Source organism: Nocardioides ginkgobilobae, from assembly GCF_054781275.1.
Map to the genome: position 1 here is coordinate 214,355 of NZ_BAAGUS010000005.1, position 26,731 is coordinate 241,085.

Annotated in this window: 22 protein-coding genes, 2 tRNA genes, 1 rRNA gene and 1 pseudogene; 19 read left to right on the plus strand and 7 right to left on the minus strand. The window is 73.1% G+C overall.

Annotation, left to right across the window (positions count from 1 at the left end; all coding sequences use genetic code 11):
* Positions 1–19: 19 nt before the first annotated feature.
* Complete coding sequence (locus ACYVID_RS07365; RefSeq protein ID WP_460735886.1) at positions 20–1,459, plus strand: alpha/beta hydrolase family protein; 1,440 nt, start codon at positions 20–22, stop codon at positions 1,457–1,459.
* A gap of 40 nt (positions 1,460–1,499) precedes the next feature.
* On the opposite strand, the gene ACYVID_RS07370 is transcribed toward ACYVID_RS07365, so the two are convergent.
* From ACYVID_RS07370 to ACYVID_RS07380, 3 genes are read right to left on the minus strand one after another with little or no spacing between them, the layout of a single operon-like run.
* A complete protein-coding gene (locus ACYVID_RS07370; protein ID WP_460735888.1) occupies positions 1,500–2,501 on the minus strand; it encodes a metal ABC transporter permease in 1,002 nt (333 codons plus the stop codon).
* Complete coding sequence (locus tag ACYVID_RS07375) at positions 2,498–3,385, minus strand: metal ABC transporter ATP-binding protein (RefSeq protein WP_460735890.1); 888 nt, start codon at positions 3,383–3,385, stop codon at positions 2,498–2,500. Before ACYVID_RS07375 ends, ACYVID_RS07370 begins: the two co-directional genes overlap by 4 nt.
* A complete protein-coding gene (locus ACYVID_RS07380) occupies positions 3,379–4,386 on the minus strand; it encodes a metal ABC transporter substrate-binding protein (RefSeq protein WP_460735892.1) in 1,008 nt (335 codons plus the stop codon). The genes ACYVID_RS07375 and ACYVID_RS07380 overlap by 7 nt, the downstream gene beginning before the upstream one ends.
* Before the next feature lie 83 nt (positions 4,387–4,469).
* Between ACYVID_RS07380 and ACYVID_RS07385 the strand changes: the two genes are divergently transcribed.
* Genes ACYVID_RS07385 through ACYVID_RS07395 form a run of 3 tightly spaced genes read left to right on the plus strand, consistent with a single transcriptional unit; the run spans position 4,470 to position 7,022 of the window.
* On the plus strand, positions 4,470–4,793 hold the full coding sequence (locus ACYVID_RS07385) for an antibiotic biosynthesis monooxygenase family protein (RefSeq protein WP_300644190.1): 324 nt from the start codon (positions 4,470–4,472) through the stop codon (positions 4,791–4,793).
* Positions 4,794–4,848: 55 nt separating this feature from the next.
* Positions 4,849–6,246: a glycine--tRNA ligase gene (locus ACYVID_RS07390; protein ID WP_300644189.1), complete on the plus strand. Its 1,398-nt coding sequence runs from the start codon at positions 4,849–4,851 to the stop codon at positions 6,244–6,246.
* A 26-nt stretch (positions 6,247–6,272) separates the two neighbouring features.
* On the plus strand, positions 6,273–7,022 hold the full coding sequence (locus ACYVID_RS07395) for a hypothetical protein (protein WP_460735895.1): 750 nt from the start codon (positions 6,273–6,275) through the stop codon (positions 7,020–7,022).
* On the opposite strand, the gene ACYVID_RS07400 is transcribed toward ACYVID_RS07395, so the two are convergent.
* Positions 7,019–7,687, minus strand: coding sequence for an inositol monophosphatase family protein (locus ACYVID_RS07400; RefSeq protein ID WP_460735897.1), 669 nt, complete (start codon positions 7,685–7,687; stop codon positions 7,019–7,021). The two genes, ACYVID_RS07395 and ACYVID_RS07400, sit on opposite strands and share 4 nt — an antisense overlap.
* 33 nt (positions 7,688–7,720) lie before the next feature.
* Here ACYVID_RS07400 and dusB point away from each other — a divergent pair, with 33 nt between their 5' ends.
* The 9 genes and pseudogenes from dusB (at position 7,721) to ACYVID_RS07445 (ending at position 15,980) form a co-directional block, all read left to right on the plus strand.
* On the plus strand, positions 7,721–8,896 hold the full coding sequence (gene dusB / locus ACYVID_RS07405; protein ID WP_460735899.1) for a tRNA dihydrouridine synthase DusB: 1,176 nt from the start codon (positions 7,721–7,723) through the stop codon (positions 8,894–8,896).
* Positions 8,897–9,148: 252 nt separating this feature from the next.
* Entirely contained in the window at positions 9,149–9,982 is an 834-nt protein-coding gene (locus tag ACYVID_RS07410; protein ID WP_460735901.1) for a mucin-2 protein, read from the plus strand.
* Between the two features lie 31 nt (positions 9,983–10,013).
* On the plus strand, positions 10,014–11,264 hold the full coding sequence (locus ACYVID_RS07415) for a deoxyguanosinetriphosphate triphosphohydrolase (protein ID WP_460735903.1): 1,251 nt from the start codon (positions 10,014–10,016) through the stop codon (positions 11,262–11,264).
* Between the two features lie 19 nt (positions 11,265–11,283).
* Entirely contained in the window at positions 11,284–12,210 is a 927-nt protein-coding gene (locus ACYVID_RS07420; protein WP_460735905.1) for a 2-hydroxyacid dehydrogenase, read from the plus strand.
* Between the two features lie 29 nt (positions 12,211–12,239).
* Positions 12,240–12,426: pseudogene (locus ACYVID_RS07425) on the plus strand (CHC2 zinc finger domain-containing protein); the annotation flags it as partial.
* A 416-nt stretch (positions 12,427–12,842) separates the two neighbouring features.
* Positions 12,843–15,095 (plus strand): toprim domain-containing protein, encoded by a 2,253-nt coding sequence (locus ACYVID_RS07430; RefSeq protein WP_460735937.1) that lies wholly within the window; start codon positions 12,843–12,845, stop codon positions 15,093–15,095.
* Positions 15,095–15,595 carry a hypothetical protein gene (locus ACYVID_RS07435; RefSeq protein WP_460735907.1) on the plus strand — a complete coding sequence of 167 codons (501 nt, stop codon included), beginning with the start codon at positions 15,095–15,097 and terminating at the stop codon, positions 15,593–15,595. Before ACYVID_RS07430 ends, ACYVID_RS07435 begins: the two co-directional genes overlap by 1 nt.
* 65 nt (positions 15,596–15,660) lie before the next feature.
* Positions 15,661–15,733, plus strand: a tRNA-Asn gene (locus ACYVID_RS07440).
* A 173-nt stretch (positions 15,734–15,906) separates the two neighbouring features.
* Positions 15,907–15,980 (plus strand) — tRNA-Ile (locus ACYVID_RS07445).
* On the opposite strand, the gene ACYVID_RS07450 is transcribed toward ACYVID_RS07445, so the two are convergent.
* Positions 15,978–16,193: a hypothetical protein gene (locus tag ACYVID_RS07450; RefSeq protein WP_460735909.1), complete on the minus strand. Its 216-nt coding sequence runs from the start codon at positions 16,191–16,193 to the stop codon at positions 15,978–15,980. The two genes, ACYVID_RS07445 and ACYVID_RS07450, sit on opposite strands and share 3 nt — an antisense overlap.
* A 147-nt stretch (positions 16,194–16,340) precedes the next feature.
* Here ACYVID_RS07450 and ACYVID_RS07455 point away from each other — a divergent pair, with 147 nt between their 5' ends.
* The 3 genes from ACYVID_RS07455 to ACYVID_RS07465 all read left to right on the plus strand — a co-directional run bounded on the left by ACYVID_RS07455 (position 16,341) and on the right by ACYVID_RS07465 (position 18,651).
* Entirely contained in the window at positions 16,341–16,673 is a 333-nt protein-coding gene (locus ACYVID_RS07455) for a hypothetical protein (RefSeq protein ID WP_460735911.1), read from the plus strand.
* Complete coding sequence (locus ACYVID_RS07460; RefSeq protein ID WP_460735913.1) at positions 16,670–16,930, plus strand: hypothetical protein; 261 nt, start codon at positions 16,670–16,672, stop codon at positions 16,928–16,930. Before ACYVID_RS07455 ends, ACYVID_RS07460 begins: the two co-directional genes overlap by 4 nt.
* A 62-nt stretch (positions 16,931–16,992) precedes the next feature.
* Positions 16,993–18,651, plus strand: a complete 1,659-nt coding sequence (locus ACYVID_RS07465) for an LCP family protein (protein ID WP_460735915.1) — start codon at positions 16,993–16,995, stop codon at positions 18,649–18,651.
* 27 nt (positions 18,652–18,678) lie between these two features.
* On the opposite strand, the gene ACYVID_RS07470 is transcribed toward ACYVID_RS07465, so the two are convergent.
* Both ACYVID_RS07470 and ACYVID_RS07475 read right to left on the minus strand, forming a co-directional pair.
* Positions 18,679–21,933: a response regulator gene (locus ACYVID_RS07470; protein WP_460735917.1), complete on the minus strand. Its 3,255-nt coding sequence runs from the start codon at positions 21,931–21,933 to the stop codon at positions 18,679–18,681.
* A gap of 123 nt (positions 21,934–22,056) precedes the next feature.
* Positions 22,057–23,574 (minus strand): serine/threonine-protein kinase, encoded by a 1,518-nt coding sequence (locus ACYVID_RS07475; RefSeq protein ID WP_460735919.1) that lies wholly within the window; start codon positions 23,572–23,574, stop codon positions 22,057–22,059.
* 187 nt (positions 23,575–23,761) lie between these two features.
* On the opposite strand from ACYVID_RS07475, the gene tyrS reads away from it, so the two are divergent.
* From tyrS to ACYVID_RS07490, 3 genes are all read left to right on the plus strand, one after another.
* Positions 23,762–25,033, plus strand: coding sequence for a tyrosine--tRNA ligase (gene tyrS, locus ACYVID_RS07480; RefSeq protein ID WP_460735921.1), 1,272 nt, complete (start codon positions 23,762–23,764; stop codon positions 25,031–25,033).
* Between the two features lie 74 nt (positions 25,034–25,107).
* Positions 25,108–26,139 (plus strand): alpha-hydroxy acid oxidase, encoded by a 1,032-nt coding sequence (locus tag ACYVID_RS07485; RefSeq protein WP_460735939.1) that lies wholly within the window; start codon positions 25,108–25,110, stop codon positions 26,137–26,139.
* 488 nt (positions 26,140–26,627) lie between these two features.
* A 16S ribosomal RNA gene (locus ACYVID_RS07490) occupies positions 26,628–26,731 on the plus strand; the annotation flags it as partial.

Consider the following 26,731-nt stretch of genomic DNA (forward strand, 5'->3'; position numbering starts at 1 on the left):
TGCGGTCGTTGTGACGTGCGTGACCCTGCGCACCCTGGCCTCCCGGAGGCTGGCCACCGCCACCCTGCTCGCCGCCGCCCTCGCGGCCCCGACGACGTACGCCGCCGCGGCACCCGACCGCGGGGCGCCCGAGCCCGGCAGCCCGGAGTACGTCGCGCGCGACCTGCAGAACATCGACGACGCCTACGGGCGGATCACCGACGTCCAGCTGGCCGACCCGGACTACCTGCCGGCGCTGGCCACCGAGATCCCCACCGTCGCGCTGGCCCAGCTGCTCGAGCAGGCGGCGACGCCGACCCGGCCCTCGATCACCCCCGGCGCCTTCTTCCCGGGGTGGAACGTCGGCAACCCGCTGCGCGCGGGCTGGGACGGCACCCGCGGCCGGGCGCTGCCGGTCTCGTTCACCAACCGCTACGGCGCGCTGCTGCGCGGCACCCTGCACGCCCCGCTCGAGGGAGCGCGGGACCCCTACACCGGCAAGCGCCTGCGCCCGCCGTTCCCCGGCGTGGTCATCACCGAGGGCTCGGTCCAGGGCAGCGAGAACATGTACCTCTGGCTGGCCCAGGACCTCGCCGAGCGGGGCTACCTCGTGCTGACCTACGACGTGCAGGGCCAGGGCACCAGCCAGACCCTCCCCGGCGACGGCTCGCTCAGCGGGGTCCCCTCCCAGCAGATCGACAACTTCGTCGTCGGCACCCGGGACGCCCTGACCTTCCTGCTGTCCACCCCGCAGGACCCGGCCCCGGCGTACGGCGCCGCCGAGGGCGAGGTGACCGGCTCCAACCCCTGGCACGCTCTGCTGGACCGCCGTCCCGACCGCCGGCCCAGCACCGCGGGCCGCACCGCGAAGATCGCCGTGGTCGGCCACTCGCTCGGTGCCTCGGCGATCTCGCAGGTCCAGGCCGTCGACGAGCGGATCTCCACGATCGTGGCCCTGGACAAGCTGCAGTCCGGGCCGGCCGAGGACGGCACCCCGGTCGAGCCGGTGGTGCCCGCGCTGGCGATCCAGTCGGAGTACGGCTTCACCGTCAGCCCGTGGCTGCTCTCCGGCGGCTCCTCGCTGCGGCCCACGCCCGCGCCCGGCGGCCCGGACCCGCTGCGCGAGAGGGCGACCGGCTTCGACGCCTGGCGCGACGCCGAGGTCGACTCGTTGCTGGTCGTGCCGCGCGCCTCGACCCACCTGGAGTACACCGACATCCCGCTCGCGCTGCCGGCCAGCCGCTGGGGCCAGGCACTGACCAGCGCCTACACCCAGCGCTGGCTGGACCACTACTTGAAGAACAAGCCGCTGCGGCCGCTGCTCGCGGACCGGTTCCGCTACCTCGAGCCGGTCGGTGGCGGCCAGTGGGAGCCGGTCGTGCTGGAGCGCGACCCGCTGCTGTCGTTCTACTACTGCTCGGCGATGCACCTGGCCGGCGGCGCGATCGACGACGGGGACCTCACCGGCGTCGGCTGCTGACCAGCCTCCTGGTCCGGCCGCGGGCCGGTACGACGAACGCTCAGTGCTCGTCGTAGTGCCGACCGTGCGGCGCGTGCCGGTGGCCGTCGTGGACGTAGTCGACGTGGTCGCCGTGCGGGATCGCGACGTGGCCGCAGTCGGGTCCGTGCGCGTGGTCGTGGTCGGCGACGAGGTGCTCGTCGGGCACCTCGTCCTCGAAGGGGCGGCGCACCCGCTGCCGGTGCCGCACCACGATGCCGACCGGCCAGGTGAGGACGAAGCCGGCGAGCGAGAGCAGGACGATCGTGGGACCGGTCGCGACGTCGGCGTCGAAGCGCAGCCCGACCCAGGCGGCGAGCAGCAGCCCGCCGACCGAGGCGCCCGCACCCAGGGCCACGGCTGCCAGGAGGGTGCCGCGGAAGGTGCGGGTCAGCTGCTGGGCCGTGGCGACCGGCACCACCATGAGGGCCGAGACCAGCAGCAGGCCGACGGTGCGCATCGCGACCGTCACCGTCACCGCGGCGAGCACGGCCACGAGTAGGTTGTAGCCGCGGACGCTGAGCCCGTTGACCCGGGCGAACTCCGCGTCGTGGGCGACGGCGAAGAGCTGGGGCGCCAGGCCGATCCCGAGCACGACCACGACCGCGGCCAGCAGCATGGCCGCGAGCACGTCGTCGGGGCCGAGCGAGGTCAGGGCGCCGAAGAGGAACTGGTTGAGCCGCGCCGCGCTCTGGTCGCCCAGCCCCACGAGCAGCACGCCGCCGGCGATGCCGCCGTAGAAGAGCAGCGCCAGCGCCACGTCCCCGCTGGTGTGGCCGCGCTCGCGGATGACCTCGATCAGCACCGCCCCGATCACGGCGACGCCGACGGCGGTCCACGTGGGCGAGGTCCCCGTCAGCAGGCCGACGGCCACGCCCGTCACGGCGACGTGGCCCAGCCCGTCGCCCATGAGGGCGAGGCGGCGCTGGACGAGGTAGACCCCGACGACGGGGGCGGCCAGGCCGGTGACGAGCGCGGCGATGAGCGCGCGCTGCATGAAGCCGTAGCCGAGCAGGTCGATCATCCCCGACCGCCTCTCTGGTGCGAGCCGTCGTGCGACCCGTCGAGGGGACCGGCGACGTGCGGTGCGTGGTCGTGGCGGTGCGCCCGGCCGGTGCCCGGGTGGGCGTGGTCGTGGGCGTGGTGGTGCCCGTCGACGAGGGAGAGGTACGGCGCGTGGCCCGAGCCGGTCCCGGCCCCGTCCAGCGCCGGGCCGTCGTAGGCGAGCCGGCCGTGGCGCACCACCACGACCCGGTCCACCAGCGGGGCCAGCGGCCCGAGCTCGTGGGCGACCAGGAGCACTGTGACCCCACGCTGCTTGAGGATGCCGAGCGCGTCGGCGAGGGCCTGCTGGTGCGGGAGGTCCACTCCGGCGGTGGGCTCGTCGAGGATCAGCAGCTCCGGCTGGCCGGCCAGGGCGCGAGCGATGAGCACGCGCTGCTGCTGGCCTCCGGAGAGGGAGGAGACGCTGTCGCGGGCCCGGTCGGTCAGGCCGACCACGTCCAGCGCGTCCGCGATCGCGCGCCGGTCGGCCGCGCGGAGCGGGCGCAGGAGCCGGCGGTGGCCCAGCCGGCCCGCGGCGACGACCTCCGAGACCGAGGCGGGGACGCCGCTGGCGGCGGTCGCGCGCTGCGGCACGTAGCCGACGCGGTGCCGGTCGCGCAGGGAGTCCTGCGCCTCCCCGAACAGCCGCACCTCGCCGCGGGCCAGGGGGAGCAGCCCCGTCACGGCGCGCACGAGGGTCGACTTGCCGGAGCCGTTGGCGCCGAGGAGCGCGACGAACTCCCCGGCGCCGACCTCGAGGTCGATGCCGCGGAGGACGGGACGACCGCCCAGCACCACCCCGCCGTCGCGGACGGCGACGACGGGGTGCGGGGTGGTCGGGGGCGACGTGCGGGTGCTCAGCACCCGTTCGCTGCCCGGAGTGCCTCGAGGTTGGCGCGCATGAGGGAAAGGTAGTCCTCGTCGGCGGTGGTGTCGGTCAGGCCCTCGATCGGGTCCAGCACGTCGGCCTCGACGCCGGCGTCGCGCGCCAGGGTCTCGGCCGTCTCCGGACTCACAAGGGTCTCGGAGAACACGGTGGTGACGCCCTCGTCCTCGATGAGGTCCTGCAGCCGCGCGACGTCGGCGGCGGTGGGCTCGGAGTCGGGGGAGAGTCCGGCGATGGCCTCCAGCTCCAGGCCGTACTTGGTGAGGTAGCCGAACGCGTCGTGGTTGACCACGACCAGGTCGCGCTCGCAGGAGGCGAGGCCGGAGGTGTAGTCGGCGTCGAGCTGCTCGAGCTCAGCGCGGAGGTCCGCGGCGTTGGCGGCGTACTCCTCAGCGCCCTCGGCGTCGACCGCGGACAGCTCCTCGGCCACGGCGTCGGCGAGGTCGGCCATCTTCATCGGGTCGAGCCAGAAGTGCGGGTCCAGGTCGCCGGCGGCGTGGTCGTGGCCGTCGTCCTCGGAGTGCCCGGCCTCCTCGTCGGAGTGGGCCTCGTCCTCGGAGTGCCCGCCCTCCTCGTCGGAGTGGTCCTCGCCGAGCTCGCGCAGCCCCACGGTCTCCCCGACCTCGAGCACCGCGCCGCCGGTGCCCTGCTCGACGGCGGCGTCGACCGTCGGCTGGAAGCCGTCGAGGAAGACCGTCAGGTCGGCCTCGGCCAGGGTCCCGGTCTGCTGGATCGACAGCTCGGCGTCGTGGGCCTCCTGGCCGGGGGACGTGAGCCCCTCGACCACCGCGCGGTCACCGGCGACCCGGGACGCGACGTACTCCAACGGGTAGAAGGCGGCCGCCACGGTGACCGTGCCGTCCGACGAGCCGTCCCCCGCCGCGCCGGCGTCGGAGAACGCGGCGCAGCTGCTCAACGTGACCGTCCCGGCAAGGAGGAGGGCGGACAGGGCGGCAGGGCGGGCGGGGAACGAGCTCATGGGAACGATTCTCAGCAGTAGTGGGAATCATTGTCAACTTGATCGAGGCGGGCCGTCGGGACGGCTGCCGTAGGCTCGCCGCCGTGCTGGTCGTGACACGCTTCCGGGTCCCCGTCGAGGACGTCGACTCCTTCCGGGTCGACCTGGCGACCGCGCACGAGGCGCTGGCGGCGCGGCCCGGCTACCTGGACGGCACGGTCGGGCGCAACGTCGACGACCCGACCCTGTGGGTGCTCACGACGCGCTGGGAGCACGTGGGCGCCTATCGCCGGGCCCTGTCGTCGTACGACGTCAAGATGCGCGCCGTGCCGGTGCTCTACCGGGCGCTGGACGAACCCAGTGCCTACGAGGTCGTCGAGGGCCCGGGGACCGACCTCAACGTGGCGTCGGCCCGCTCGTTAGGCTGAGCGCTCCCGTCGGCAGCCGGCCGGCGTCGAACCGCAGCAGAGAGCGAGCCATCCCGTGGCCAAGCCGCCCCCGTCCGCCGTCGACAACGTCGTCTCCCTGGCCAAGCGCCGAGGCTTCGTCTACCCGTGCGGCGAGATCTACGGCGGCACCCGCTCCGCGTGGGACTACGGCCCGCTCGGCGTGGAGCTGAAGGAGAACATCAAGCGCCAGTGGTGGAAGGCGATGGTCCAGCAGCGCGACGACGTCGTGGGCCTGGACTCCTCGATCATCCTGCCGCGCGAGACCTGGGTGGCCAGCGGCCACGTCGACACCTTCAACGACCCACTGACCGAGTGCCAGTCCTGCCACAAGCGGTTCCGTGCCGACCACCTGCAGGAGGCCTACGCGGAGAAGAAGGGCATCGACGACCCCGACACCGTGCCGATGGCCGACATCGCCTGCGCCAACTGCGGCACCCGCGGCGCCTGGACCGAGCCCAAGCAGTTCTCCGGCATGCTCAAGACCCACCTCGGTGTCGTCGAGGACGAGTCGGGCCTGCACTACCTGCGGCCCGAGACCGCCCAGGGCATCTTCCTCAACTTCGCCAACGTCGTGACCAGCCAGCGGATGAAGCCGCCCTTCGGCATCGCGCAGATCGGCAAGTCCTTCCGCAACGAGATCACGCCGGGCAACTTCATCTTCCGCACCCGCGAGTTCGAGCAGATGGAGATGGAGTTCTTCGTCAAGCCCGGCGAGGACGAGGAGTGGCACCAGTACTGGATCGACACCCGGACCGCCTGGTACACCGACCTCGGCATCGACCCCGACAACCTGCGCCACTACGAGCACGCGCAGGAGAAGCTCTCCCACTACTCCAAGCGCACCGTCGACATCGAGTACCGCTTCCGGTTCGCCGGCTCGGAGTGGGGCGAGCTCGAGGGCATCGCCAACCGCACCGACTTCGACCTCTCCACCCACGCCAAGCACTCCGGCAAGGACCTGTCGTACTACGACCAGGCGGCGGGGGAGCGCTACACGCCGTACGTCATCGAGCCGGCGGCCGGCCTCTCGCGCAGCCTCATGACCTTCCTCGTCGACGCCTACGAGGAGGACGAGGCGCCCAACACCAAGGGCGGTGTCGACAAGCGCACCGTGCTGCGCCTGGACCCGCGCCTGGCGCCGGTCAAGGTGGCGGTCCTGCCGCTCTCGCGCAACGCCGACCTCTCGCCCAAGGCCCGCGACCTCGCCGCCGAGCTGCGCAAGAACTGGTACGTCGACTTCGACGACGCCGGCGCGATCGGCAAGCGCTACCGCCGCCAGGACGAGATTGGCACGCCCTACTGCGTGACCGTCGACTTCGACACCCTCGAGGACGGCGCCGTGACCGTGCGCGAGCGCGACTCCATGCAGCAGGAGCGGATCGCCATCGAGGGCATCAGCGGCTACTTCGCCCAGCGGTTCCTCGGCGCCTGAGGGTGCTCGCCGTGCAGAATGGCGCGGTGCGCACCCGCCTCCTCGGACCCCTCGTGGCCGCCCTCGTCCCGGCCCTGCTGCTAAGCGCCTGCTCGGGCGGGGACGAGCCCGGGGCGGCGCCCTCGGAGGCCGCGACGGAGTCGGCGAGCCCGACCCCCGAGCCGCTGCCGACCCCGGACATCGAGGTGCCGGACGGCGTCGAGCTGACCACGCAGGGCTCGGCGCTGGAGCTGGGGGACACCGCGACCGTGGGCTACGAGGTCAACCAGTCGACGGTCGGTGTCCTCGACATCACCGTGACCGACATGCGGCGCACCACGTTCAAGGAGTCCTTCCAGGGCTGGAAGCTGGACAAGCAGCTGGCCAAGGCCAACCCCTACTTCGTCGAGGCGGTGTTCAAGAACCGCGGTGAGACCGACCTGGGCGGCCAGCGCCCGCCGCTCTACATCGTCGACGGCAACGACACCCTCGTTGAGTCCTCGACCTTCGTCACCGAGTTCACCCCCTGCCCCTCCACGGACTTCCCGAAGACCTTCGAGCCGGGCGACCGGGTCAAGCGCTGCCTGGTGTACCTCGCCCCCGACGCCGGCGAGCTGGTCGCGGTCTCGTTCCGGCCCGCGCAGGAGTTCAACCCGATCACCTGGTCCGGCGACGTGCTCAGGCTCGGCGCCAAGCGCCCGGGTGACGGCGCGGGCAAGGACGGGAAGAAGCCCCAGGGCAAGCAGGAGCGCGGCGGGCAGGAGCGCGGCGGGCAGGACGGCGGCGACCGCTCCTAGTCGCCCCGGCCGCTGCGGGCGACGAGCAGCGGTCCCCAGCGACGTACGCTCCCACCGGCCTCGGCCAGCAGCAGCCCGCCCGGCAGGTGGTCCCACGGCTTCTGCTTGAGGTACGCCGCCAGGTCGGCCTGGCCCGAGGCGAGCCTCGGGTAGTCGACCCCGCAGCAGGTGCCGGTCGGCCGGGGCGGGCCGGGGCGCCGGGGCCCGGGGGAGAGGCGGTGCCCGTCGCGCCAGGCGCCGGCGCCGCGCTCGGCGACGTAGGCGCGCCCGTGCTGCGGCTGCCAGATCCAGCTGCGCACGACCTCGCCGCGCCGCAGCTCGGCCAGCATCGTGGCGTGGTCGGGGGAACCGGCCACGAAGTGGCGGGTCCCGTCGACGGGGTCGAGGGTGAAGGCGTGCGCGGCGTGGGGGAGCGCGCGGACGAGGGAGGGGTCGGCGTGGACCGCCTCCTCGCCGACGACCAGCGCGCCGGGCTGGCGGGCCCGCAGCAGCCGGGTCAGCTCGACCTCGGCCTCGCGGTCGGCGACGGTGACCAGGTCGCCTGGGCGGCGCTTGCTGGTGACCTCGCCGTCGCCGAGGCGGCCGAAGCGGGGCGTGACCAGCCGGGCCACGACGTCCTGGAGCATCGCCAGGACCTCCTCGGTACCCAGCGGGGTCGGATTCACGGGGCCAGCCTCCCATCGCGCACCATGGGAGCCATGTCCGCCCCGTCCGCCACCGACTCCGTGGCAGCGCACCCCGGCCTGACGCTGGGGAGCCTGCACGTCCCCACACCGGTCGTGCTCGCGCCGATGGCCGGCATCACCAACGCCGCCTACCGCCGGCTGTGCGCCGAGCAGGGTGCGGGCCTCTACGTGTGCGAGATGATCACCAGCCGCGGGCTGGTCGAGGGCGACCAGCACACCCGCGACATGCTCGTCTTCGACGAGCTGGAGACGGTGCGCTCCGTGCAGCTCTACGGCACCGACCCGGTCCACGTCGGCAAGGCCGCGGAGATCCTCTGCTCGGAGTACGGCGTCGCGCACATCGACCTCAACTTCGGCTGCCCGGTCCCCAAGGTCACGCGCAAGGGCGGCGGCGGTGCGCTGCCGTGGAAGCGCGGACTGCTGGCGGAGATCCTCGAGCACGCGGTGCGGGCCGCGGCGCCGTACGACGTGCCCGTGACGATGAAGACCCGCAAGGGCATCGACCAGGACCACCTCACCTACCTCGACGCCGGGCGGATCGCGCAGGAGAGCGGGGTCGCCGCCATCGCCCTGCACGGGCGCACGGTCGCCCAGGCCTACTCCGGGCAGGCCGACTGGGACGCCATCGGCGAGCTGGTCGCGGCCGTCGACATCCCGGTCCTCGGCAACGGCGACATCTGGGAGGCCGCCGATGCGCTGCGGATGGTCGAGCAGACCGGCGCCGCCGGCGTGGTCGTCGGTCGCGGCTGCCTGGGGCGGCCGTGGCTCTTCCGCGACCTGGCCGCGGCCTTCGCGGACCCCTCCTCGGTCGGGCCCGTCGGGACCCGCTCGCTCCCCCGGCTCGGCGAGGTCGCGGCGATGATGCGCCGCCACGCCGAGCTGCTGTGCCACCACATGGGGGAGGAGCGCGGCTGCAAGGAGTTCCGCAAGCACGTGTCGTGGTACCTCAAGGGCTTCGCGGCCGGCGGCGCGATGCGCCGCGACCTCGGTCTGGTGAGCACGCTGGCCGACCTCGACGCGCTGCTCGCCGAGCTGGACCCCGACGAGGAGTTCCCTGTCTCGGAGCTGGGGACCCCGCGGGGGCGGCAGGGCTCGCCCCGCGCGCGGGTGGTGCTGCCCGAGGGCTGGCTCGACGACGCCGACGGCCGTGGGTGCGCGGTCGAGGAGGACCTCCACTCCGGGGGCTGAGAAGCGCCCCGACCTCCTCCGCCGCCGGGTACGGTGTGACCCGGCTCACCGCGGGTGAGCAGCGACACCCACGATTTCCCGGGTCACGATGCGGTCACGATCCGACCGCTGTGGTCCACTGTTCGTCGCGCTCGAAGGCCCACCAGTCCGACGGCGCACATCCCCCGACCCCGACAGCTAAGGATCAGCGCTGTGGCAGATCATCGCCACAAGCGGGACACCGATGCCCGCCGGAAGCCCCGAGCCGCGCTCGTGGCAGGCCCCCTCGCCCTGTTCGCCACCGCCTCGGTGGTCTCCCTGGGAGTCGCCTTCACCGGCGCCCCGGCCGACGAGACCGTCGTGGCCCGCACCACCGCCGCCGACCTGCGCTCGGCCTTCGCCGACTCCGCTGCCTCCCCGCGGCCGGCACAGCTGCGCGAGGAGCTGGTCTCCCGCAGCGGCAGCCGCTCCGGTGCCGAGGAGAAGACCAAGCTCGAGCGCGTGACCTCGCGCCAGGCCGTCGCCAAGGCGATCAAGAAGGCCGACACCAAGCTCTGGACGACCGCCGCCCTCAACCTGTGGACCGAGCCGGGTGAGAAGGCGAAGAAGGTCGGCGTCCTCGACGAGGCCGAGAAGGTCCTCGTCACCGGTCGCAGCCTCTACGGCCGCGACGAGGTCGTCGTCGACGGCAAGGCCCGCTGGGTGACCCAGGGCTACCTCGCCGACGAGAAGCCGGCCGCCGTGGTCGCGCCCGCGGAGGCCTCCTGCACCAACGGCACCAGCGTGCCCTCCGGGGTCAGCCCCAACATCGTCGCGGTCCACCGCGCGGTGTGCGCGAACTTCCCGAGCATCACCACCTACGGCACCTTCCGCAGCGACGGTGAGCACGCCCAGGGCATCGCGGTCGACATCATGGTCTCGCCCGACCTCGGCTGGCAGGTCGCCGAATTCGTGCGGGAGAACTACGCGGACCTCGGTGTCAACTACATCATCTACTTCAGACGTATCTGGTCGGTCGAGCGCGGCAACGAGGGCTGGCGCGCGATGGAGGACCGAGGTTCGGTGACGGCCAACCACGAGGACCACGTCCACGTCACGACCTACTAGACGTCGGAGGGCTGGACTAGGGTCCGGCTCGATGGACGCCTCCCTCGACAGCGCGGAGCTGTACGACGACCACGCGCGCGAGCGGCTCGTCCCCGAGCCGCCCAAGCGCGTCGCGGCACCCGAGCGCACCCCGTTCGAGCGCGACCGCGCGCGCGTGGTGCACGCGGCGTCCTCGCGCCGGCTCGCGGCCAAGACGCAGGTGGTGGGGCCGCAGAGCGACGACTTCGTGCGCAACCGGCTGACCCACAGCCTCGAGGTGGCCCAGGTCGCCCGCGACCTCTCGCGAGCCCTCGGCACGCACCCCGACATCGCCGAGACCGCGGCCCTGGCGCACGACCTCGGCCACCCGCCGTTCGGCCACAACGGCGAGCGGGTCCTGGCCGACCTCGCGGTCGAGTGCGGCGGCTTCGAGGGCAACGCCCAGACGCTGCGGCTGCTGACCCGGCTCGAGGCCAAGACCGTCGACGCCGAGGGCCGCTCCGTCGGGCTCAACCTGACCCGCGCGACCCTCGACGCCTGCTCGAAGTACCCCTGGGGTCCCGAGGAGTCCACCGACGGCAAGTTCGGCGTCTACGCCGACGACCGGCCGGTCTTCACCTGGCTGCGCAAGGGCACCGAGCCACGCCGCCGCTGCCTCGAGGCGCAGGTGATGGACCTCGCCGACGACGTGGCCTACTCCGTGCACGACGTCGAGGACGGCGTCGTCGCCGGCCGCGTGGACCTGACCCGGCTCGACGCGCCCGCCGTCTGGGCGACCCTGCGCGACTGGTACCCCCTTTCCGCCTCCGACGACGAGCTCGACGCCGTCCTCGCCGACCTGCGGGGGATCGGTTCCTGGCCCGAGGCGTCCTACGACGGCAGCCGCTCCTCGCTGGCCGCGCTCAAGAACCTCACCAGCGACCTGATCGGCCGCTTCTGCGGCTCGGTCCAGCAGGCCACGCACGCCGCCGGCCCCGGCCCCTTCGTGCGGTACGCCGCCGACCTGGTCGTCCCGGCCTCGACCGCGCTCGAGATGCTGGTGCTCAAGGGGGTCGCCGCCCACTACGTCATGCAGGCCGAGGACCGGCTGGCCGTCCTGGCCCGCCAGCGCGAGCTGCTCGGCGAGCTCGTCGCCCTGCTCGCGCACCGCGGCCCCGACGCGCTGGACCGGGCGTTCGCCGACGACTGGCACGCGGCCGCCGACGACCCCGGCCGGCTCCGCGTGGTCATCGACCAGGTCGCCTCGCTCACCGACGCCTCGGCCGTCTCCCGGTGGGAGGAGCTGCGCGGACGCCGCTCGTGACCTCGGTAGCGTCGGGACCGTGAGCGATCCCCTCGTCTGGCTCCCGTTCGACCCCTCCGAGCTCGGCGACCCGCCGGCCGGGCTGCGCTACGAGGTGGTCGACCCGACCACGGCCGTGCCGGACTCGGTCGAGGAGGTGCGCTTCTACTGCGCGCCGTACCAGATGGGACCGGCGGTGGGCGACGTCCTGCCCCGCATGACCAGCCTCAAGGTCGTGCAGGTGCTCTCGGCCGGCGTCGACAACGTGCGCAGCCGGGTGCCCGAGGGCGTGACCCTGTGCAACGGTCGCGGCATCCACGACTCCTCGACCGCCGAGCTCGCGCTGACCCTCGTCCTCGCCTCGCTGCGCGACGTCCCGGGGATGGTCCGCGACCAGGACTCCCGCCGGTGGAACACCCGCTGGCGCCCGGCGCTCGCCGACCGCCGGGTCCTGCTCGTGGGGTACGGCGCCATCGGCCGCGCCATCGAGGAGCGGCTGCTCGCCTTCGAGACCGAGGTCGTGCGCGTGGCGCGGACGGCACACACCGACGAGCGCGGCCCCGTCCACTCCTTCGAGGAGCTGCCCGCGCTGCTGCCCGGCGCCGACGTGGTGGTCCTGATCTGCCCGCTGACCAGCGAGACCCGCGGACTGGTCGACGCGGCGTTCCTGGCCCGGATGAAGGACGGTGCGCTGCTGGTCAACATGGCCCGCGGCCCCGTGGTCGACACCCCCGCCCTCCTCGCCGAGCTCCACACCGGGAGGCTCACGGCGGCCGTCGACGTGGTCGACACCGAGCCGCTCCCGGCCGACAGCCCGTGGTGGGACGCCCCCGGCCTGCTGGTCTCCCCGCACGTGGGCGGGGCGTCCTCGGCCATGTGGCCGCGCGCCCACCGATTGGTCCGCGAGCAGCTGCAGCGCTTCGCCGCCGGGGAGCCCCTCCACAACCAGATGACGGGCGCCTACTGAGCGAGCACCCGCGCCCGTAGGATCGCGACGTGCCAGGCCGGATCCGTGACGACAGCATCGCCGAGGTGCGTGAGAAGGCCCGGATCGAGGAGGTCGTCAGCCAGTACGTCACACTGCGCAACGCCGGCGGTGGCTCGATGAAGGGGCTGTGCCCCTTCCACGACGAGAAGTCCCCGTCCTTCCACATCACCCCGAGCCGCGGTTTCTTCCACTGCCTGGCAGGGGAGACCGGCGTCCTCACCTACGACGGGGTCGTGCCGATCCGTGAGCTCGCCGGGACGACGGCGAAGATCCTCGACCGACACGGTGACTGGGTGGAGGCGCCCTTCCGCTCCTACGGGGTGCAGCGGCTGATGCGGATCACGATGACGCGCAACCGGCAGCGCAAGGAGATCTTCGCGACCGACGAGCACCGCTGGTTCGTGCGGGCCGGGAAGAGCGGGCGCTCGGAGAAGGAGGTCCTCACCAAGGACCTGCGCCCGGGTGACCGCCTCGTGCCGAAGTACCCGCGCTCCCGCATCCGTCGCAGTCGTCCGTCTCCCTTCGGTGTCGCGCGCGGCTTCACGTACGGCGACGGCACCCGTGCGTACGACGGCAGCCGGGCCCAGCTCTGCCCGCCGAAGGACCTCGCGATGCTGGAGTGGTTCCCCCGCAGCCACACCTCCACGAGCGGCGACAACGTGCTCGTCCACGACCTGCCGGCGTACTTCAAGTCCCTGCCCCCGGTGCAGGAGAGCACGTCCTACCTCTACGGCTGGCTCGCCGGCTACTTCGCGGCTGACGGGTGCGTCGCCACCGACGGCACCGTGATGCTGAGCTCGGCGCGACGCGAGGATCTCGAGCACGTGCGCGCCGTCTGCACCCGACTGGGCATCGCGACCTTCGGCATCACGACCCAGTCGCGCGTGGGCATCGGTGCGTCGGAGCCCTCCGACCTCCACCGGGTCCACCTGGTCAACGAGGACCTCGAGCCGGACTTCTTCCTGCTGGAGGAGCACCGCCGCCGGTTCGAGGCACACCACAAGGCCTTCTCCCGGCGTGGCTGGGTGGTGCAGAGCGTCTCGTGGTCCGACCGGGTCGAGGAGGTCTACTGCGCCGAGGTCGAGGACGGCCACGCCTTCACGCTCGAGGACAACATCCTCACGGGCAACTGCTTCGGCTGCCAGGAGGGTGGCGACGTCATCACCTTCCTCATGAAGATCGACGCGCTGAGCTTCGCCGAGGCCGTCGAGCGGCTGGCCGACAAGACCGGTGTGGCACTCCAGCGCGAGGACGGCGACGCACCGGAGCGGCCGAAGGGCCCCCAGCGCGGCCGGCTGGTCGAGGCGCACAAGCACGCCCAGGAGTTCTACGCCGACCAGCTCGGCACCCCCGACGCCCTGGCCGCCCGCCAGTTCCTGGCCCAGCGCGGCTTCGACAAGGACGCCGCCGAGACCTTCGGCATCGGGTTCGCCCCGCGGACCGGCGAGGCGCTGTACCGCCACCTCCAGCAGAAGGGCTTCTCGGTCGAGGAGCTGACGGTCGCGCAGCTCGTGGCGGTCGGCCGCTCGCCGTACGACAAGTTCCGCGGCCGCCTGCTGTGGCCGATCCGCGAGCCGAGCGGGGAGACGATCGGCTTCGGGGCGCGCCGGATCTTCGACGACGACCGCATCGAGGCGAAGTACCTCAACACCGCCGAGTCGCCGATCTACAAGAAGTCCCAGGTCCTCTACGGCATCGACCTGGCCCGCCGCGAGATCGGCCGCACCAGCCAGGCGGTCATCGTCGAGGGCTACACCGACGTCATGGCCTGCCACCTCTCCGGGGTCGGCACTGCCGTGGCCACCTGCGGCACCGCCTTCGGTGACGACCACGCCCGGGTGCTGCGCCGCTTCCTGCACGACCACGAGGAGTTCCGCGGTGAGGTCATCTTCACCTTCGACGGTGACGCCGCCGGGCAGAAGGCCGCGCTGCGCGCCTTCGGCGGCGACCAGAACTTCGTGTCGCAGACCTACGTCGCCGTCGAGCCCTCGGGCATGGACCCGTGCGACCTGCGGATCTCCACCGGCGACCTCGCGACCGGCGAGGCGGCCGTGCGCGAGCTCGTGGCGCGCCGGGTCCCGCTGTACCGCTTCGTCATCGGCAACATCATCGGCAAGCACGACCTCGACCGTGCCGACGGGAGGATCGACGCCATGCGCGAGGCCGCGCGGGTCGTCGCCTCGGTGCGCGACCAGGCCAAGATCACCGCGTTCGCCCAGGAGATCTCGCGGCTCATCGGCGGCGAGGTCGACCCCAACGCCGTCCTGGCGGAGGTACGCCGGGCCGCCGCACGCCCCCCGGCCGAGCGCGGCCCGCGCACGCAGCGGCCCGACCAGGCGGCACCCGTGCCGGCCCCCGCCCGGCCGGCGGTCCCCGACCTGCTCGACCCGCGGTACCGCCTGGAGCGCGAGCTGCTGAAGCTCGTCGTGCAGCACCCCATGGGCATCGGCCGCCTCACGGGCGACATCGGGCCCGACGACTTCACCCACCCCGTCTACCGCGGCGTGTGGGAGGCGGTCACCGCGCTGGGCGGTCCCGCGCAGGGCTCCGGCGACCCCACGTGGGCGGGTCGGCTCCGCGACGCCGCCACCGACCCCGAGGTCTCCTCGGCGGTCGCCGCGCTGGCGGTCGAGCCGGTGCTGACCCCCAAGCAGCCGGACGCGGCGTACGTCACCCACCACGTCCTGCGGCTGCTCGAGCTGACCTCCGCGCGCCGGATCGCCGCGGTGAAGTCGCGGCTGCAGCGCACCAACCCCGTCGAGGAACCGGAGGCCTACAACCGCATGTTCGGCGAGCTCGCCGCCCTGGAGCAGCACCGTCGCGGGTTGCGCGACCAGCTCGTGGCAGGGGAGGCGGCGCACTGATGGGCCTCCTGCGCCGCGACTCCCACGGTCTGTCCCTGCCGGGGGAGCGGGTCCTGGCCTGGGCCCGCGCCACCGACGGCGCGGTCGTCGCCGGCACCCGCGACGCCCTGCACGCGCGGGAGGCGGACGGACGCACCCTGCGTGTCGCCTGGGAGCAGGTGGAGGCCGCCGACTGGGACGCCGACACCGGGGTCCTGCGGGTCAGCCAGGTCGGCACGTGGGGCGAGGACCGTCCCGAGCACGGCTGGAGCCTGGAGGAGCCCGGTCGGCTGCTGGAGCTGGTCCGCGAGCGCGTGACCGCCTCGGTGGTGCACCAGCGCCACGTCCCCGTCACCGGTCGGCGCGGCCTGCGGGTGATCGCCCGGCGGGCACCCTCGGGCGGCTCGCCGATCCACTGGATCTACGAGTACGACGAGGGCGTGGACCCCGACGACCCCGCCGTCCGCGAGGTCGCGGAGGCCGCCCTGGCGCAGGCCCGCGAGCAGCTCGGCGGGCTCTGACCCGCGGGCTCCGGCCCGATTTCCTAGGCCTCCTGGCCCCTTGCTACTGTGTGCGCGCTGCGCGATCCCCTGTAGCTCAACTGGCAGAGCATTCGGCTGTTAACCGGAGGGTTGTTGGTTCGAGTCCAACCGGGGGAGCAGGGTGAGGGCCGCCGACCGCGAGGTCGGCGGCCCTCTGTGCTTCGCCCGGGGGTGCGACCTCAGCCATCGACGTCCGGCTCCGGAGCCTGCCACCCGGGCGGGTGGCCCCCGACAGTGACAGCCGCGACCGATAGGGTCGCGGCCGACGTACGACGCCGTTCGGACGTCACGGGGCGGTAGCTCAGTCGGTCAGAGCAGAGGACTCATAATCCTTGGGTCGTGGGTTCGAGCCCCACCCGCCCTACTCCGAGGGCTGCGGCAGCTCGTCGGGCAGCTGCTCGCAGTCGATCTTCGGGTTCACGCCCAGGTAGTTCAGCGGCCCCGCCACCACGGTCAGCGCGGTGTCGCCCACGGTCTTGCAGCTGACCTCGCGGTCGTCGCCGAAGTAGCCCCGCTGCAGCGCGGCCAGGAAGCCGATCACCAGCCACACCACCAGCAGCACCCCGATGATGCTCATCCCACCTCGTCGCACGGCTACCTCCCTCGTCCGGACCCGGGATTCCCCGGGCCTCCCGAGCGAGATACCCCGCCGGGGCCGGGCTCACCCCACCCCGGCAGGCGGCCCCGGGCAGGTCCGTTCACCTCGCGCTGGCAGGATGCCCGCATGCTGGCCGTCCCCAAGCACGGGTTCGTCGTCCTCGCGGTGCCGAAGTCCGGGTCGACCGCCCTCGAGGCCGCCTTCACCAAGCACGCACAGCTGGTCACCTCCGGCCCGCCGTCGCTGAAGCACGTGACGGCGCGCGAGTTCGAGAGCCGCTTCGCGCCGCTGCTGGCCGACCACGGCTACGCCCGCTCCGACTACGAGGTGACCGCCCTGGTGCGGGAGCCGGTCGCGTGGTGGCGTCGTGGTGGCGCTACCGCTCCCGGCCCGGGATCGCCGGGAAGCGCACCTACGTCGGCGACCTCGGCTTCGACGAGTTCGTCGGTCGGGTCGTGAGCGGGGAGATCCGCCTGCGCCCGCAGACCGACTACGTCACCGGCGAGGACGGTCGACTGGCGGTGGACCGGCTCTGGCGCTACGACGACCTCGAGGTCGCCTTCGCGTGGATGCGCGACAAGGTCGGCAAGAAGAAGGTCCGGCTGCCCGAGCGCAACGTCTCGCCGCCGCGCGAGCACGAGGTCAGCGCCTCGACGCGGGCGCTGATCGAGGAGGCGTACGCCGCCGACCTCACGCTCTACCGCTCGATCGGGTGATATTTTCCGCCGCGCGTGGGCTGACCCGGCCAGCGCTCCGCCATCCCCCTCATGAGGTGCCCGTGACCCAGCCGGCCGACCGCGCCCCGGAGCCCCGCGCTCCGCGCACCGGTCGTCGTCGCGCCGTCACCCGTCGTCAGTCCCGGGCGGCCCGCAGGGCCAGCGCGCTCGCGCGGGCCCAGGCCCTCTCGACCGGCGCGGCCCCGGACGGCTCCTCGCCACTGGTGCCCTCCCGGCCCGCCGGCCACCGGGCGCGACGGCGACCCTGGCGCCGCGCCGCCGGACTGCCCGGCACGCTCGCCGTCACGCTGCTCGGCGCGCTCGTGCCCGGCAGCGGGTTCCTGTGGACGGGCCGTCGCCTGCTCGGCGTGCTGGTGCTCGTGCCGACCCTGGCGCTGGCCGGCTTCGCCGGCTGGTACGCCGCCCGCGACCTCGACGCGGCCCTCGACCTCGCACTGGACCCGACCCGCTTGAAGGTCGCGGCCGGAGTGATCGTCGCCGCCCTGGCGGTGTGGGCCGTCGTGGTCTACCTGACCTACCGCCAGGTGCGACCCACCCAGCGCCGCCCGTGGACGACCCTGGTCGGCCACGCCTTCGTGCTCGGCCTGGTCGGAGTGGTGGGTGCGCCGTTCGCGGTCGCCGCGCGCTACGCCACCGTCCAGGCGGACCTGGTGGAGACCGTCTTCAGCGACAACACCACCTCCACGGCCCCGCGCGACGTGACAGCCGAGGACCCCTGGGGCGGCCGCGACCGGGTCAACGTCCTGCTCCTCGGCGGTGACGGGGGAGAGGGGCGCGACGGTGTCCGCACCGACACCGTGATCCTCGCCAGCATCGACACCGTCACGGGCAAGACCCTGCTCTTCAGCCTGCCGCGCAACATGGTCAACGCCCAGTTCCCCGAGGACAGCCCGCTCTACGACCTCTACCCGACGGGCTTCACGATGCCCGGCGACCCGGGCTCCTCGATGCTCAACGCGATCTACAAGGTGGTCCCCGACCTGCACCCCGGCGTGCTGGGCGAGAGCACCAACGAGGGCGCCGACGCCCTCAAGCAGGCGGTCGGCGGCAGCCTGGGCCTCGACGTCGACTACTACGTGCTGGTGAACCTCGCGGGCTTCCAGGAGATCGTCGACGCCATCGGCGGGATCACCGTCAACGTCAACACCCGCGTCGCGATCAACGGCAACACCGACGCCGGCATCCCGCCGACCGGCTGGATCGAGCCCGGCCCCGACCAGGAGCTCGACGGCTTCCGGGCCCTGTGGTTCGCCCGAGGCCGCTACGGCAGCGACGACTACGAGCGGATGGACCGCCAGCGGTGCGCCGTCGCGGCCATGATCGAGGCCGCCGACCCGATCACCCTGCTGCGCCGCTACACCGCGCTCGCCGCGGCGGGCAAGGACGTCGTCTACTCCGACATCCCGCAGCGGCTGCTGCCGGCCTTCGCCGGGCTGGCGCTGAAGATGAAGGACGCCAAGGTCCGCTCGGTCGTCTTCCGCACCAGCGAGGCCTTCTTCTCCGGCGACCCCGACTTCGACTACCTCCGCGAGACCGTCGCCAAGGCCATCGACCCGCCCGAGCAGCGCCGCAAGAAGGACGACCCCGCACGACCCAAGAACACGGCGAACTCCTGCGCCTACGACCCGGTCGACCCGACGGCGCCGCCGGCCGAGGAACCGGTGGATAGCGTCACGGCCGAGGAGGCCACCCTCGACTGAGGCGCGGCCCCGGCGTGGCCCTCCGGGTCAGTCCTGGCCGGCGCCGAGCTCGGCCCGGTAGCGCTCCTGGTACGCCGCGAGCGCCTCACGGCCCCGGGCCAGAGCCTCCTCGACCTGGCCGAGCAGCGCCTCGGCGCCCTCGGTGGTACCGGTGTCGGCGATCGCCTCGATCAGCCGCACCGCCTCCCCGGCGTACCCCACCCCGAGGTTGAGCGCGCCCCCGGCCAGCTTGTGCGAGGAGTGCCTCAGGGCGGTGGCGTCGCCGGCGGCGATCGCCGCGCGGATGTCCTCCATCCCGGTCACGCTGTTGCGCATGAAGTTGCCGATCGCGCGGTCGAGGTAGGCGGTGCTCCCGGGGTCCAGGTCGAGCAGCATGTCGAGCCGGTCGGTGTCCAGCCCCTCCTGCTCAGGGGCCGTGCCCGCGCCGGCGTCGGGGGTCGGGGTGTCGTGCTCCACGGCAGTGCCTTCCAGCCAGTGCGACAGGGTCGCCGCGAGTGCCGCCGGGTCGACGGGCTTGGTGAGGTAGTCGTCCATGCCGGCGGCCAGGCAGCGCTCGCGCTCCCCGTCGACGGCGGCGGCGGTCATGGCGATCACGGGGGTACGCCGCCCGGTGCCGCGCTCGGCCTCCTGCTCGCGCAGTGCACGGGTCGCGGCGTACCCGTCGAGCACGGGCATCTGCACGTCCATCAGGACCGCGTCCCACTCGCCGTCGGCCCAGGCGGCCAGGCCTGCCCGGCCGTCGTCGACCACGTGGTGCTCGTACCCGAGGAACGCCAGGATCCCGGCGGCGACCATCTGGTTGACCGGGTTGTCCTCGACCACCAGCACGCGCCCCGCGCCCGAGGGCGAGGACGCGCCCGGTGCGGCGCCGGCGCAGGGCAGCCCGGCCGGACCCGGCCCGCGCGCCGCGTCGGAGGAGGTCTGGCTGTCGCCGTCGAGGAGGTCCAGCACCGTCGCGCGCAGCACCCCGGAGGGCACCGGCTTCACGACCAGGTCGTCGATGCCGGCGGCCTGGACCTCCTGGCGCGGGACCTCGGTGAGGGAGGTGAGCACCAGCAGCTTGAGGTCCTCACCGCCGGGCTCGGCGCGCAGCCGCCGGGCCAGCCACAGCCCGTCGTGGTGCGGCATCGCCATGTCGAGCAGCACCGCCTCGAACGGCAGTCCGCGCAGGGCCGCGGAGCGGACGGCCGCGAGCGCTCCGACGGCGGAGTCGACGGCCACCGCACGCACCCCCCACCAGCCCAGCTGCTCGGCCAGGATCGTCCTGTTGTGCGGGTTGTCGTCGACCACGAGCACCCGGCGTCCGCCGAGGACGCTGCGGGCATGCTGGTCGGCGCTGTCGTCCAGGGTGCTCGCCGAGGGGTGCATCAGCACGGTGACCACGAAGACGGAGCCGCCGCCGGGGTTGTCGTGGTGGCTGATGCTGCCGCCCATCGCCTGCACGATCTCGCGGCAGATCGCCAGGCCGAGCCCGGTGCCGCCGTACACGCGGGTCGTGGAGGTGTCGGCCTGGGTGAAGGGGTCGAAGAGGGCCTCGACCTTGTCGGCCGGGACGCCGATGCCGGTGTCGCTGACCGCGATCCGCAGGACGGTCCGGTCCTCGGGGCCGGGCTCGGCGGTCGCGCGGACGACGACCTCGCCCTCGTCGGTGAACTTCACCGCGTTGGAGACCAGGTTGGTGAGGACCTGCGCCAGGCGCGTGGGGTCGCCCGCCAGCATCCGGGGCACCTCGGGAGCGCAGGAGACGACCAGCTCCAACCCCTTGGCGCGGGCGGGTTCGCCGAGGACGCCGACCACCTGCTCGACGACCTGGCGGACCTCGAAGTCGAGCACCTCGAGCTCGAGGTGGCCGGCCTCGATCTTGGAGAAGTCCAGGATGTCGTTGAGCACGCCGAGAAGGGCACGGCTGGCCACCTGCACGCCCGCGGCGAGGCGCTGCTGGTCGGGGTCGAGGTCGGTGCGCAGCAGCAGGTCGTTGAGACCGATGACACCGTTGAGCGGGGTGCGGATCTCGTGGCTCATGGTGGCCAGGAAGTCCGACTTCATCCGCGAGGCCTCCATGGCGCCGTCGCGGGCCCGCTCAAGCTCCGCTGCCGTGCGCTCGCGCCAGGCGACGCGGGCCATCTGGTCGGCCACGTGGAGCACCATCTGCTCGATCATCGCGTGGCGGAAGAGCGGGGGAGCCGACGTGATGGTGACGACGGCCAGGACCTCGTCGTCCAGGAGCACCGGGAAGGCGATCGTCAGCCGCGTCTCGTCCCAGACCGGTGCTCGCTGCTCGAGGGCCCGCTGGGCCAGGGCCAGCTCGCGCTGCTCCCGCTGCTCGTGCGCCGGGTCCGGCACCTCCCCGGGCACGGCGATCGGGACCAGTCGTCCGTCGTCGTACCGGAAGCCGACCGCGCGCTCCCAGTCGTCGTGCAGCAGCACCAGCTCGCGGGCCCGCAGGAGCAGCTCGTCGAGGCTGGAGGCGGCGTTGGCCGCGCTGGCGACGGCCTGCATGAGGGTGTTCTGCGTGACCTGGTCCTCGAGCGCGATCCGGGTCTCGACGACCTCGGTGACGTCCTGGAGGGTGCCGGAGAGGAGCAGCCGGCCCTCGCGGTCGTGGTGGACCACACCGCGCCCGCGCGTCCACACCCACCGCTCGTCGGCGAGCACGCGCACGGTCATGTCGAAGGAGCCGTGCTCGTCGATCGCGGCCTCGACGGCCGCCTCCACCATCGGCTGGTCCTCGGGGTGGACCTGGCCGAGGAAGCGCTCGTAGCCCCAGGGCTCGGTCGCGCTGGAGGAGCCGAACATCGCGTCGACCTCTTCGGACCCCGTGATGGTGTCGGTGGTCAGGTCCCACTCCCAGCTGCCGATCCGCGCGATCCGCTGCGCCTCGGCCAGGCTGCGACGGCTGGTGCGCAGCGCCTGGACGATCTCGCGTCGGGAGGTGTAGTCGCTGAAGACGGTGCACAGCCCCGGGCGACCGGGCTCGAGCTCGACCAGCGACTCGCGCACCAGGCACCACACCGGAGTGCCGTCGGCCCGCACCAGCTGGACCTCGACCTCCCCCTCGTTGAGCCGGCCCTCGCGCACCTGGCGCAGGTGCTCGGCGAGCTGTGCACGACCCAGCTCGTCGAGGCTGTCGTACATCGAGACGCGCGCCATCTCCTCGGGGGTGACCCCGTGGAGCCGTGCCATCGCGGCGTTGGCGTGGACGGTCCGGCCATCGAGGTCGATGACCCAGATGCCGTCGGGGGAGCCCTCGACGACGTCGCGGTAGAGACCCGCCAGGTCCACGTCCCACCTCCCCGGCCACGCCGCCGACCCCGTCGTACCCACCCTAGGTCCTGCCCGGCCCGGAGGGGGCAGGTCGGGCCGAGGGCGCGTCCCGTGGCCGGCGCCCCAGCCCGGCTCAACCGCTCAGATCGTGCGGGCTCCCGCGATGAGCAGCGAGCCGTCCTGCTGCTGCTCGAGGGTCAGCTCCACGACGTCGGTGCGGCGCTGCCCGTTGCGCAGGACGTAGGAGTACTCGTACGTGACGGTTCCGGCCCCGGCGTCGCTGCCGCGGATGCTGAAGCCGGTCACCTCGCGCACGCCTCCCCAGAAGCCGGTGTAGCCCTCGAGCCCCCGGCTGGCCTCCTGGTACGGCGGCGTGAGGAGCTCGAACCCGGCCTCGGGATCGGCCGCGGCGGTCTGGACGTACGACGTCGCGAACTCCTCCAGGTCCTGCTCCGTCACGACGTCGGGCTCCGGCGGCGCGCTCTCGGAGGGGCTGGCGGCCACCGTGGGGGACTGCTGCTCCGCGGGCTCGCCGCCGCGGCCCTGGCCCAGCACGAACGCCAGGACGATCACGGTCGCGCCGGCCACCAGGCCGAGCAGCACGAGCCCCGTCCGGCCACGTCGACGGTGCGGCGACCCGGTCGCGGCTGCGGCGTGCGTGCCGGTGGCCCGGCCCGGGGAGTCGGGGGACCCGGGGGACGAGGGCGCGACCACGGGCTGCGGACCGGTCGTCACGGCCGGCACCGCGGACAGGAGCTGGGTCCCGTCGGTGCGGTCGCCCCCGGCTGCCGCGGTCGCGCGGACCGCCTCGGCCGCGGGCAGTGCCGCGGTGTCCACGGCGCCCTCCGGCAGGCCGACGGCCCCGCCGACGGTGCTCGGCCCCTCGAGCAGGAAGTCGCGCACCTGCGCCATCGACCAGCGCGCGGCCGGGTCGCGGTGCATCGTCGCCTCCAGCACCGGCCCCAGCCACCCCGGGTCGGGGACCTGCGGCGGCTCCTCGTGCACGATCCGGAAGAGTGCACCCAGCACGTTGTCGGTGACCTCGTACGGCGGGTGGCCGGTCAGCGCATGGAAGAGCGAGGCCCCCAGCGACCAGACGTCGCTGGCGTCGGTGGCCGTGCCGCCCGAGGCGACCTCGGGCGCGAGGTAGGCCGGCGATCCCGTGACCAGGCCCGTCTGGGTGAGGGAGGCGTCCGCGTCGGCCCGGGCGATCCCGAAGTCGGAGAGCTTCAGCTGACCGTCCTCGCCCACCAGCATGTTGGAGGGCTTGACGTCGCGGTGGACGATCCCGGCCGCGTGGGCTGCGGCCAGGGCGTCGGCGGCCTGGCCGAGCAGGGCCGCGGCGGCGTCGGGCAGCAGCGGTCCGCGGGCGCGCAGCAGCCCGGAGAGGTTGGTGCCCTCGACGTACTCCATGACGAGGTACTGCTGCTGCTCCTCGTCGACGAGGTCGTAGACCGCCACCACGTGCGGGTGGCTCAACCGTGCCGCCAGCCTGGCCTCGCGCTCGGCCCGCTCGAGGTCGGGGCTCTCGGCGCCGGGGGCCAGCCCCAGCCGCTTGACCGCGACCTCGCGTCCGAGCACCTCGTCGCGGCCCAGCCAGACGGCGCCCATGCCGCCCCGGCCGAGCTCACGGTCCAGCGAGTACCTGCCAGCGATCACTGATGGGCACCTCCTCAGCCGGTCAGGATAGGTGCACGGGTCCGGGGCACTGCTCCCTCGTGCGGGTGGGCGGAACCCGGTGGGTGTGCGACGCGGTCATGAGGCAGGCTTGGACCGCGCGCCCGCTCCCGGGTGCCGCACCCACGACGACGGCCGGGCTCCCGGCCCGCGGACGGAAGGCGGACCGGTGTCCCTCGACCCCACCCTCCTCGACGACCTCGAGTGGCGCGGCCTCATCGCGCACTCGACGGACCTCGACGCCCTGCGCGAGGCGCTCACGTCGGGCAGCGTGCGGTTCTACGTGGGCTTCGACCCGACCGCGCCGAGCCTGCACCTGGGCAACCTGGTGCAGATCCTGACCGCCAAGCGGCTCCAGGACGCCGGCCACACGCCGTACGCGCTGGTGGGCGGGGCGACCGGCATGATCGGCGACCCCCGTGACTCCGGGGAGCGCACCCTCAACGACGCCGCCACGGTCTCGGAGTGGGTGGGGCGGGTACGCCGGCAGATCGAGCCGTTCCTGTCCTTCGAGGGCGCGAACGCCGCCACGATGGTCAACAACCTGGACTGGACCCAGGGCCTGTCGACCATCGACTTCCTGCGCGACATCGGCAAGCACTTCCCGGTCAACCGGATGCTGGCGCGCGAGACCGTGAAGCGCCGGCTCGAGGCCGGGGGCATCTCCTACACCGAGTTCTCCTACGTCCTGCTGCAGTCGATGGACTTCCTCTCCCTCTACCGCGAGCACGGCGTCACGCTGCAGTTCGGCGGCTCCGACCAGTGGGGCAACATCACCGGCGGCGCCGAGCTGATCCGTCGCGCGACCGGGGACTCCGTGCACGCCTTCGCGACGCCGCTCATCACCAAGGCCGACGGCACGAAGTACGGCAAGACCGAGGGCGGCGCCCTGTGGCTCGACCCGGAGATGCTCTCGCCGTACTCCTTCTTCCAGTTCTGGCTCAACGTCGAGGACGAGAAGGTGGGCGAGCTGCTGCGCATCTTCACCTTCCTCTCCCGCGAGGAGATCGAGGAGATCGAGGCGACGCACGCCGAGAAGCCGTTCCTGCGCGCCGGGCAGAAGGCGCTGGCCGAGCACGTCACGACGCTGGTGCACGGCGCCGACGAGACAGCCCGCATCCAGGCCGCCTCCGCGGCCCTCTTCGGCGGTGGTGACATGAGCACGCTCTCCGCCGACACCCTGGGCGCCGCCCTGCGCGAGGCCGGCGCGGTCACCGTCGACCGGGGCGCGCTGCCGACCATCACCGACCTGCTGGTGGAGACCGGTCTGGCCAAGAGCAAGGGGGAGGCCCGCCGCACGATCGGCGAGGGCGGGGCCTACCTCAACAACACGCGGGTCGAGGACCCCGAGGCCGTCCCGGCGGAGTCGGACCTCATCGGGGGCAGGTGGCTGGTCCTGCGCAAGGGCAAGAAGAGCTTCAAGGGCGTCGAGGTGGCATGAGCCCGGCGCAGGGGGCAGCACGCGCGGGTCGGCCCGGGTGGGCCGACCCTCGCCGTGGCGGGTGGCAGGCCGAGCTGGCCGAGCGCGCGCGGACGGTCCTCCCTGCACCGATGTGGGCCTACCTGGAGTCCGGCGCCCGCGAGGCCGTGACCCGGGACGAGGCCCGAGACGCCTGGCGCTCGGTGCGCCTGTGGCCGCGGGTCCTGCACGGGGAGGACGCCCCCGACGTCCGCACGTCGCTGCTCGGTACGCCGGTCCGCACCCCCGTCGGGGTGGCCCCCACGTCCATGCAGCGAGTCGCGCACCCGGACGGTGAGCTCGCGATGGCCGCGGGCGCGGCGGCGGCAGGAGCCGTGCACGTCGTGTCCAGCAATGCCGGCCACCTCCTCGACGAGATCGGTGCCGCCGCCCGGGCAGTCGACCCCGACGCCGTGTGGTGGCTGCAGGCCTACCTGCCCGCTGACCGCGAGCATGCCGCGCCCGTCCTGCGTGCTGCGGCTGCCGCGGGAGCCCGTGCCGTGGCGCTCACGGTGGACACGCCGTTCCCCGGCACCAAGTACGAGCCGGCGGAGGAGGACTGGGAGGGCATCGACCTCTCCTGGCACCGCGTCAACTTCACCGACCCCACGGCCCACCGCCACCACCGCGGCCTCCGCCCGGAGGACCTGGCGTGGATCCGCGATACCAGCGGGCTGCCGGTCGTGGTCAAGGGAGTCCTGCGTCCCGACGACGCTCGCCGTTGCGTGGAGGGAGGGGCTGCCGCCGTGTGGGTCTCCAACCACGGGGGGCGGCAGCTCGACCGCGCGGTCAGCACCGCCACCGCCCTGCCCCGGGTCGTCGCCGCGGTCGGCGCCGATACCGAGGTGTACGTCGACGGGGGAGTGCGCTCCGGGATCGACGTGCTCACCGCCCTGGGGCTGGGGGCCCGCGCCGTCCTGGTGGGTCGGCCGGCGCTGCACGCGCTCGCCGCCGACGGCGCCGACGGCGTCACCGGGCTCCTCGACACGCTCACCGAGGAGCTGCTCGAGGCGATGGAGCTGGCCGGCTGCGGCTCCCTGGAGGGCGCCAGGACCGTGGTGGCACCCCCCGATTTGTGCAGCCCCTGACCGTCGTCTACTGTTCTTCTCGTCGCCAGGGAGCGGCGGGGAGCAAGGCCGGTCTGGCCGGGCTCCCGGCCCCGAGGTGACCACCCCAGCACCATCACCACCCGGTCATCGGTGTGTCCGCCAGAGCGGCCACCGAGAACGCCGGGAGGCGGAGCAACGGGGAAAGGCGAGGGAAAAGCGCGGATTTGCACCGCGAGAAACCAAGCCGCTAACGTAGGACAAGTCAGCGCGGGAACGCAAGCCGAAAGGCGAGTGGCCCGGTGCGTCTGATTCTTGAGAACTCAACAGTGTGTCATAGTGGACGAATTAGTTTGTTATGCCCCGTCGATCATCTGGGCCTTGTGGGGTCTGGTTGGTTGATGGTTTCTTTGACAATGATTCTGACAAATTTCCTGATCGGTGTGAATCGGTTGGGTGTCAGGGTTCTTCTGTCAGGGGCATCTCTTTTTCCATCGTCTGGCCTTCGGGTTGGGTGGTGGTGTTGTTTTTCAACGGAGAGTTTGATCCTGGCTCAGGACGAACGCTGGCGGCGTGCTTAACACATGCAAGTCGAGCGGAAAGGCCCTTTCGGGGGTACTCGAGCGGCGAACGG

What these genes read in the sequence shown, in the direction of transcription:
- dusB (WP_460735899.1), top strand. Translation starts at nt 7,721, where the DNA reads ATGTCCGCCCCGTCCGCCACCGACTCCGTGGCAGCGCACCCCGGCCTG.
- ACYVID_RS07455 (WP_460735911.1), top strand. Translation starts at nt 16,341, where the DNA reads ATGCTGGCCGTCCCCAAGCACGGGTTCGTCGTCCTCGCGGTGCCGAAG.
- ACYVID_RS07450 (WP_460735909.1), bottom strand. Translation starts at nt 16,193, where the DNA reads ATGAGCATCATCGGGGTGCTGCTGGTGGTGTGGCTGGTGATCGGCTTC.
- ACYVID_RS07435 (WP_460735907.1), top strand. Translation starts at nt 15,095, where the DNA reads ATGGGCCTCCTGCGCCGCGACTCCCACGGTCTGTCCCTGCCGGGGGAG.
- ACYVID_RS07380 (WP_460735892.1), bottom strand. Translation starts at nt 4,386, where the DNA reads ATGAGCTCGTTCCCCGCCCGCCCTGCCGCCCTGTCCGCCCTCCTCCTT.
- ACYVID_RS07370 (WP_460735888.1), bottom strand. Translation starts at nt 2,501, where the DNA reads ATGATCGACCTGCTCGGCTACGGCTTCATGCAGCGCGCGCTCATCGCC.
- ACYVID_RS07415 (WP_460735903.1), top strand. Translation starts at nt 10,014, where the DNA reads ATGGACGCCTCCCTCGACAGCGCGGAGCTGTACGACGACCACGCGCGC.
- ACYVID_RS07430 (WP_460735937.1), top strand. Translation starts at nt 12,843, where the DNA reads ATGCTGGAGTGGTTCCCCCGCAGCCACACCTCCACGAGCGGCGACAAC.